Origin of the sequence: Peribacillus sp. NPDC060253 (assembly GCF_042727425.1) — a bacterium.
Taxonomy (GTDB): Bacteria; Bacillota; Bacilli; order Bacillales; family DSM-1321; genus Peribacillus.
Genome location: NZ_JBHXAS010000171.1, coordinates 1 through 7,748, shown reverse-complemented (window position 1 = coordinate 7,748; position 7,748 = coordinate 1). Strand labels below are relative to the sequence as shown.

7 protein-coding genes and 1 tRNA gene are annotated in these 7,748 nt (G+C 37.8%); 4 read left to right on the top strand and 4 right to left on the bottom strand.

Features of this window, described 5'->3' with window-relative positions; translation table 11 throughout:
• Nucleotides 1-301: 301 nt before the first annotated feature.
• The 3 genes from ACFWE9_RS24820 to ACFWE9_RS24810 all read left to right on the top strand — a co-directional run bounded on the left by ACFWE9_RS24820 (nt 302) and on the right by ACFWE9_RS24810 (nt 2,694).
• Nucleotides 302-811 carry a DinB family protein gene (locus tag ACFWE9_RS24820; RefSeq protein ID WP_230159505.1) on the top strand — a complete coding sequence of 170 codons (510 nt, stop codon included), beginning with the start codon at nt 302-304 and terminating at the stop codon, nt 809-811.
• A gap of 485 nt (nt 812-1,296) precedes the next feature.
• Nucleotides 1,297-1,731 carry a MarR family winged helix-turn-helix transcriptional regulator gene (locus tag ACFWE9_RS24815; protein ID WP_230159506.1) on the top strand — a complete coding sequence of 145 codons (435 nt, stop codon included), beginning with the start codon at nt 1,297-1,299 and terminating at the stop codon, nt 1,729-1,731.
• Between the two features lie 144 nt (nt 1,732-1,875).
• A complete protein-coding gene (locus ACFWE9_RS24810) occupies nt 1,876-2,694 on the top strand; it encodes a class I SAM-dependent methyltransferase (protein WP_230159507.1) in 819 nt (272 codons plus the stop codon).
• 379 nt (nt 2,695-3,073) lie between these two features.
• Here the strand turns inward: ACFWE9_RS24810 and ACFWE9_RS24805 are convergent.
• From ACFWE9_RS24805 to ACFWE9_RS24795, 3 genes are all read right to left on the bottom strand, one after another.
• Nucleotides 3,074-3,146 (bottom strand) — tRNA-Ala (locus tag ACFWE9_RS24805).
• Between the two features lie 319 nt (nt 3,147-3,465).
• Nucleotides 3,466-4,833, bottom strand: coding sequence for a hypothetical protein (locus ACFWE9_RS24800; RefSeq protein WP_377359317.1), 1,368 nt, complete (start codon nt 4,831-4,833; stop codon nt 3,466-3,468).
• Nucleotides 4,834-5,334: 501 nt separating this feature from the next.
• Nucleotides 5,335-6,042 (bottom strand): MgtC/SapB family protein, encoded by a 708-nt coding sequence (locus ACFWE9_RS24795; protein WP_230159509.1) that lies wholly within the window; start codon nt 6,040-6,042, stop codon nt 5,335-5,337.
• Between the two features lie 145 nt (nt 6,043-6,187).
• Between ACFWE9_RS24795 and ACFWE9_RS24790 the strand changes: the two genes are divergently transcribed.
• Complete coding sequence (locus ACFWE9_RS24790) at nt 6,188-7,093, top strand: DMT family transporter (protein ID WP_230159510.1); 906 nt, start codon at nt 6,188-6,190, stop codon at nt 7,091-7,093.
• A 34-nt stretch (nt 7,094-7,127) separates the two neighbouring features.
• Here ACFWE9_RS24790 and ACFWE9_RS24785 read toward each other — a convergent pair whose 3' ends face one another.
• A complete protein-coding gene (locus tag ACFWE9_RS24785) occupies nt 7,128-7,313 on the bottom strand; it encodes a hypothetical protein (RefSeq protein WP_230159511.1) in 186 nt (61 codons plus the stop codon).
• Nucleotides 7,314-7,748: the final 435 nt, after the last annotated feature.

The following is a 7,748-nucleotide window of genomic DNA, read 5'->3' as shown; positions in this document are numbered from 1 at the left end:
TCTTCGCCAGCCATTAAAACATTATCGACATAGAGACCAATTTTCATTCTCTGTGGTGAAGCGCTGATTTTTGCGCTTCATGGATGGCTAACGGGGCAGGTTAGTGGAATAAAAAGTGAATTAATCCATTATTATCTGTATTATGTTAACTGCATAAATCAGTTGTACAGAGATAATAAAGTTGTTTAATTTGCAATTATTTTGCGGTAATGAAATTAAATATTAAATAAAGGAAATATCTTCTTGACAGTCGAATATTAGCCTAGAACCATAATTAACTATTCCGATGAGGAGGATTCTTTTGCGTCCACGACCATTATCTATTGAAAACCCAGAGTATGATAGGTATGTTAGTCTTGTGCCAGATGGAGATATTGAAGAAATACTTAGTAAGCAACGAACTAAGACCATTACCCTCTTGAGCAGCATATCAGAGGAGTCAGCAAGGAAGGCGTACGCACCAGGGAAATGGACTTTAAAAGAAGTGATTGGGCATATGGCCGACGTGGAACGTGTGATGTCGTATCGAATGCTTGCCATTGCACGAAATGAAAGTGCACCACTCCCAGCAATGGATCAGGATCAATACGTTTCTGCGGCAAACTTCAACAAATTATCCTGGGAGCAGCTACTAGCTAGTTTAGACACGGTACGCTCCAACACGTTAAGTCTTATTTCAACCATTGATGATGCAGCGTGGGATCGTAATGGAACTGTAATGAACAGCCCAGTTTCGATAGGTACCTTTGCATATGGCATTGTCGGGCACGAGTTACACCATATAAAAGTGATTAGTGATAAATACTTATAAGTCTTTTTCTATTAATGAAAAAACCTAATTTCTCATTTAATGCTGAGATTTAGGTTTTTTAATATTGAAACTTCCTTAACGTTGTAAATCCGCATTTTCCTGACGCTACTGTACAGAGATAATAAAGTTGTTTAATTTACAATAAAGTCATTAAAAAATAATAATGTTGTTTAAAAATCCTTATGTCACTAACGGGGCAGTTTAGTTTAGTAAGGAACGATTCAAATTCAATAAATAATAGGGAGTATAATATTAAACACCGGTTGTTAAACGATTTTGAACCACCTTTAGAGCTAACGTGTACAAGATCTTGTGAACTGATATTAGTCAGTTCTTTTTTATTGGACAAAAAGTGCAGTTGCATTTTCACAAGCTTTCATTCGGGAAAATCAGAATTTAGTAAATTATTATTTACTAAATTCAAAAAAAAATTTGTTTATTAATCAATTTGATATATAATACATTGCTATATTAGGAGGTAATCAATGACTATTTCTCAAGTTAGTAAAGAATATATCGAGTTAATCCCTAATTTGTTTAAGAGTTTTCAGCGATTGAATCAAAAATCCAGCAACTTAACTCATTTACAGAACCAAATCTTAGAATTCGTATTTATGAATCATAATCCTGTGACTATCAAACAAATAAGTGAAGGGCTAAATGTACCCAAACAGCAAATGACAGACTTGCTTAAGCGCTTATTTGATTGGGGTTACATTACTAAGAGTCAAAATAAGAATGATAAGAGGTCGTTTGTGATTGAGTTAACAGAGAAAGGAAAAACTTCACAACAAGAAAAATGGACGAAAATTTATCAGAGTTTCGTCAATGACCTGTCCAAGCTAGATAGTGAAGAGCAACAGGATCTTCAATACGCTTTGCATAAAGTGAATTACCTGCTTAAAAAAATGGAGGATTGATATATATGACTGAACGTGAGTGTGCCTTCAATGAAAAGTCCAGGGGTAATTTTCGGCTCAATCATTCCTTCTATTAATTAATTCGGCGAAATCGCTTTTGAAGAATTCGCAATTAAAATTTGAAGCTTTTGGAGGAAAGATATTATGTCATTAAATTTACAATCCGTTCAAGGCACAATGCTAATACCTCTTTGGGGACGCGCCACTGCCAGTGAGAGGAATCCAGAAATTTTGTACGACAAGGAAGCGATAGAGGTCATTGCAAGCTGTGATTTTAATTTTACCGAAATATCCAATACATTTGGAGAGTATGGAGGCATAAGCTATATAGTCCGAGCAAAAAAAGTTGACGATACCATCCGAGCTTTTATAGAAAAACATCCTCGGGCCACTATTGTAAACATCGGCGCGGGACTTGATACTACATTTTCAAGAGTGGATAATGGCACACTTAACTGGTACAACCTTGATTTACCAGAAGCGATTGCTTTCCGCAAAACTCTAATCGCAGACTCTCCGAGGAATATCAGCATTGCAAAATCATTTTTTGATGTTTCGTGGTTTGATGATGTGATTTTTAATGAGGAAGACGGCATACTTTTTGTATCTGCCGGTGTTTTCTACTATTTTCAGGCAAGTGAACTCAAAGGCGTATTTCAGAAAATGGGGCTTCTCTTTCCAGGCGGGGAGTTGTACTTCGATGCGGAATCAAAGTTTGCATTAAAGATTTCAAATCGCACGGTGGAAAAAACAGGGAACAAGGGGGCGGAAATGTATTTCTATGTCAACAATCCAAAAGCATTGGAAGGTTGGTCGTCCAAAATCAAGGTTATATCCTGCGAATCGTACTTCAAAGGTATACCAGCAAGCAAGAAGTGGGAAAGTGGAACACGTGTAATGGTGAGGGCTGTAGATTTATTAAAGATGATGAAGTTTGTTCATTTGCGTTTCGAGAGAAAGTAATGTCGAATCCAGCCTTATTCTAATACGTCTAAAGCTTCAGCTACTTCTCAATAAAGTAACCCCTTTTAGAAAATATCGAAAATACTACAACCTTTTATTACTTTCACTATACCAGATCATTTTTCACTTAAACTATAGGTGCGTTAGTTAATTAATCGGTATGGAAAATGATCAAACCTTTCTAGTACATATTGAACTCTGCGATTTACTTGTAATTTGGGAAAATGAATCTTATATCTTACATGTAAAAGCTGTTTAGATCGTGATACAAGAGTTCTCAGTGAACAAATTATCGCTTCAATGACAGCATTTCATAATGGAGATAGTTTATATAAATAAAAAACTCTTAGAACCGTTATGGCTCTAAGAGTTTATAGTATGGAGCATAGCGGGATCGAACCGCTGACCTCTACGCTGCCAGCGTAGCGCTCTCCCAGCTGAGCTAATGCCCCGAATTGAGGTACAATAATTATTTTAGCGAATTTTCGGGAAAAGTCAATATTAAATATGAAATTTTTGCAAAAATGATAAAAAAACCGTTCGATTGTGGTCAAACGGTTCAGAATAGACTCGATGAATATCAAATTTGCCTACAGGCTTTTTGGTTATACGAAAATTATAAAATAACTGAATTTAATCATTTTAATCCATCTCTGGTTTTATTTTTTCATCTGTTCAAAAATATCAAAGGTTTTTACGTGTTCTATTCTTCTAATTCAAACAATTTTGTGCCACTTATTTATCAGCGTTCCTGAATCCTTGTTCTTGCGTTTATTCCTCAAAAATCTTTTTTTTCCATACATACCAGACATTATTGACGCCTTGCCCATTTATATCACCTGCCTGCTTATCTTTCGCATAGTAATAAAGAGGATGTCCTTTATACGTAGTTTGCTGTTTCCCGTCATCTCTTATGATTGTCTTAAAGTCTTTGTTGTCGAATCCTTTATTCGAGATGATGTTATCTTCATGGAATGGCGGCCAAATTTCAAGACATGGGCCTTTGCAATTACTGACACTAGAATCATCTTTTGTGAAGTAATAAAGTGTCATTCCGTCTTGATCTGCTACATACTTCCCGACTTCGTCTGATTCCAGTATTTTAAGCTTATATTTTTTTTGCTTATCCTGAATTATATCCGTGATCGAGTAGTTATTAATATCAACACGCGCAATAGAGAGATCCCGATTTAATACATAAGCCTGATCTCCGTCATGGCTAAAGACAATAGCTTGTCTTGGTTCTTTGAACCCCCCAATTGTTTTAACTACGCGGTGATCAGCAACATTGATCACGTCAATCGTATTGTCAGCTTTGTTGCTTGCAAAAAGGAGTTTGTCATCAGGTGATAGAGCAGCGCCATATGGTTCACGTCCCACTTTTATTTCACTCTTTATATTACCGTCTAGCGTATCAACTACGGAAATGCTGTTGCGTCCGCTGTTGGCGGCATACAATGATTCTCCATCAGTGGTAATCGAGATTCCGCGAATACTGGAGAACCCTGATATTTCACGAATGATTTTTTTAGTGGCGGCATTAACGATGGACACTTTATCTCCTTGAAAGTTCGTGACAAAGATATATTTTCCGTCCGAAGAGACTTTAATGCCTTGCCTTGGTTGGGCGAAACCGGTAATGACGTCAATCGGTTTTCGTTTTTCCAGATCCACGACCGTGACAGAATTGTGTGCTTGAATGTTCACATATAATGTCTTTTCATCCGGGCTGACGGCAGTCCCGAATGCGCCTGGTCCAACGACAACTTCATCTTTCAAGGTGAAATTTTTTACGCTGTAAAAACGAAGCGTACCGAGCGTACTGTCTGAGACGACAAACTCTGAGCCGCCATCAATAAACACGATGTTTCTCGGTGAAACAAAGCCGTCGATCTTTTTGAGCAACTTGCCTTTGGTAAGATCATAGACTAGGATGGATCGTTCACGGCTATCCGAGACAATCGCTAGTTGCTCATCCGGACTTACGGCAAGGGAATTGTTGGTGATGTGGGTGTCAAAGCCTGTCCCTAACACTAGGCTTTTACCTTTAGTAGAAGAAGCACCAATTACATTTGGTAGAAAAAACACAAATAGTAAGGGGATAATCCATATACTTTTCACCTTCATTTTTTTAAACATTACTCACCTCGGGAAATTATTTTCTTGATATACTATACGATCTTTTAAGCCAAGTAGATGAACAGGAAAATCAATTCCCTGTCAAAATCCAGCTTGTGTTCTAACCTCCTTCCTTTGAAATGTATAATCAAATCATAGTTCTGCTCCCTTCACTATATATAAACGTATAGACAAAGATATCGGTTTGGTTATTCTGAAAATTTAAAGTGAATAATGGGTTAGTCCAGAGCGAAGTCACGTATCACTAGACTTTCTCGCTGTCCGATGGATGATAGTAAATATATGGTATTAGGTGATGGAGTCAGATGTTAGAGACCTGAGGATTATGTAAGGTGCGATTGGTTTATGCAGACATGGTTTACTGCCGTTTCCATTAAGTTGAAGAAGGTTCTTAATTTTGCCGGTAGAGGATCAAATCTTTTCATATGGAGGGAATTTCAAAAGGGTTCGGAATGTTTTAATTCCGAACCCTTTTGATTTTAGTCTAACTGTTCTTTCCATTTATGCATTTTCGATCTCTACCCGTGCAATTTCCTTAAGATTGGAGACAGTGTAGTACACTTCCGATGTTCTGACTTTATGATCGACCAGCACTTTAAGTGTCAAAAGGTGGTGGTCTTCTGCCACATCTTTGATTCTAAGGTTTTTGATGAATATTTTTTCGTCTTTGATTTTTTTCAGTACGACGGCAATGTCATCTTTATCTTGTACTACCAGCTGCAGAAAAATTTCTTTTTGCCTTAATTTCATTGGCCCGAGCCAGGTGACGATTGCAGGAACCAATTCTACACTTATGATTAATAGTATGACGCCGGCTATCGCTTCAAGAAAGAATCCGGCTCCAACGGCAATCCCGATACCTGCCGCTCCCCAGATGATGGCTGCGGTCGTTAATCCGGATATGCTGTTATTGTCACGGCGGAGAATGACACCCGCGCCGATAAAACCGACTCCAGAAACTATCTGGGCGGCTAGACGCAAGGGATCCATTGTGATATTTACGTGTTCACTGCCTGGGAACTTATAAGCGGATTCCATGGAAACGATCGTTAGTAAACAGCTGACGATGGAAATGACCAGGCTTGTTTTTAATCCGACAGGTTTTCGTTTCATTTCGCGCTCCAGCCCGATAATTAATCCGAGTAGAGCTGAAATCCCCAGTTTTATTAGGATTTGCAGTTCCGATTGAGGATTGAATGTCCATTCCATTTTGTTTCACCACTTCCGAAGTAATATAGAAGAATAAGATCTCTGTTGCCATATACCCGTTTTTCAAAAAAGCTTACCCTAATAACTTTAACATAGTAGAATAGATTTCATTGAGGCGTTATTCTAATTGAAAGGGGTAACTTGAATGCAAATTCCAAAAATGAATCCCTATGCTGCATTGGCGATTGGGGTGGCTTCCGTTTCATTTTCTGCCATTCTGGTTAAGTTAGCTACTGCTCCATCGGGTGTAATAGCCTTTTACCGTTTATTATTTACCGTTCTTCTTATGTTGCCTGTTTTTTTAATGAAATACCGCCATGAACTTAGATTCATTGAGAAAAAGGATTGGTTGTTTTCGATTGCATCAGGAGTGTTCTTGGCCTTTCATTTTATTTTATGGTTTGAATCGCTCAATTACACGTCGGTGGCGAGTTCCACTGTGCTTGTCACCCTCCAGCCTTTATTCGCTTTTGTGGGAGCTTACTTATTTTTTAAAGAAAGATTTTCGATGAAAGCAATATTGAGCGGCATCATTGCAATAGCCGGCAGCCTTGTCATTAGCTGGGGAGATTTGAGAATCAGTGGTATGGCGCTTTGGGGAGACATTCTTTCGCTTATCGCATGTGCGCTTGTAACTGGTTATTTACTGTTTGGACAAAATGTACGAAAGCGCATCTCATCAACAACATACACATTTGTTGTGTATGCCATTAGTGCCATCACTTTGTTTTTCTATGTGATCTTCAAGGGAGAGCCTTTGGCGCCATATCCAACTGCCGATTGGGTTTATTTCGTTTTGCTTGCCATCTTTCCGACTCTATTAGGACATTCTTTATTCAATTGGTCATTGAAGTGGTTAAGCACGTCAACAATTTCGATGGGAATCTTACTGGAACCGATTGGAGCGACAATTTTAGCTTATTTCATACTAGATGAACCGATACTGTGGACGCAGGTTCTGGGAGGTACGATCATATTGGCAGGTTTGATGATATTCCTAAAGGATGAAAAGAAAAGTAAGGTGCACAAAGAAGAGCCAGTCACCGTATAAAAGCAGTAAGTCGAACCCGACTTACTGCTTTTATTTAATATGGATAAAACAAATAGGTGATCCGTGTAAAAACTAAAGCGAAAGTAAAGCTGAATAAAAACGTTGTACCATTCACCCTGCCTTTTTCTCTGCTGAACCTAATGGCTTCACAATAAGCGGTGCTGAATAAGTAAAGGGCCATACTGTAGGAAATGAGTAATCCGATTAATGAAAGATTCATTGCTTCACCTCATGGGAAAAAGATATCTTTATATGTCTATTTGTGTTTGTAGCTAAATATGCGTCATTTAATCACGAATGAGCGCAACAGGGGACTGGTTATCTTAAAATATCATGATTAAAAAAGAACGATTATATAGAAGAAAGTAGAAAAAAACACTTTTTAGAAAAAAGTTTTAAAAAACGTATTGCAAACATTATTAGTACATGGTATATTATTTCTTGTCGCTAAGACAGCAACTTAAACAGCTAACAAGCTGTTGAAAACTTTTTAAAAAAAGTTGTTGACGAAACGTGACAGAATGTGTTACATTATAGAGGTCGCTTCTGAGAGAGACGACAACAAATTGCTCTTTGAAAACTGAACAAAACAAAGCGCCAACGTTAAATTTTAAGTGAGCACACACTATTAAAAAAGCAAATGAGCAAGTCAAAC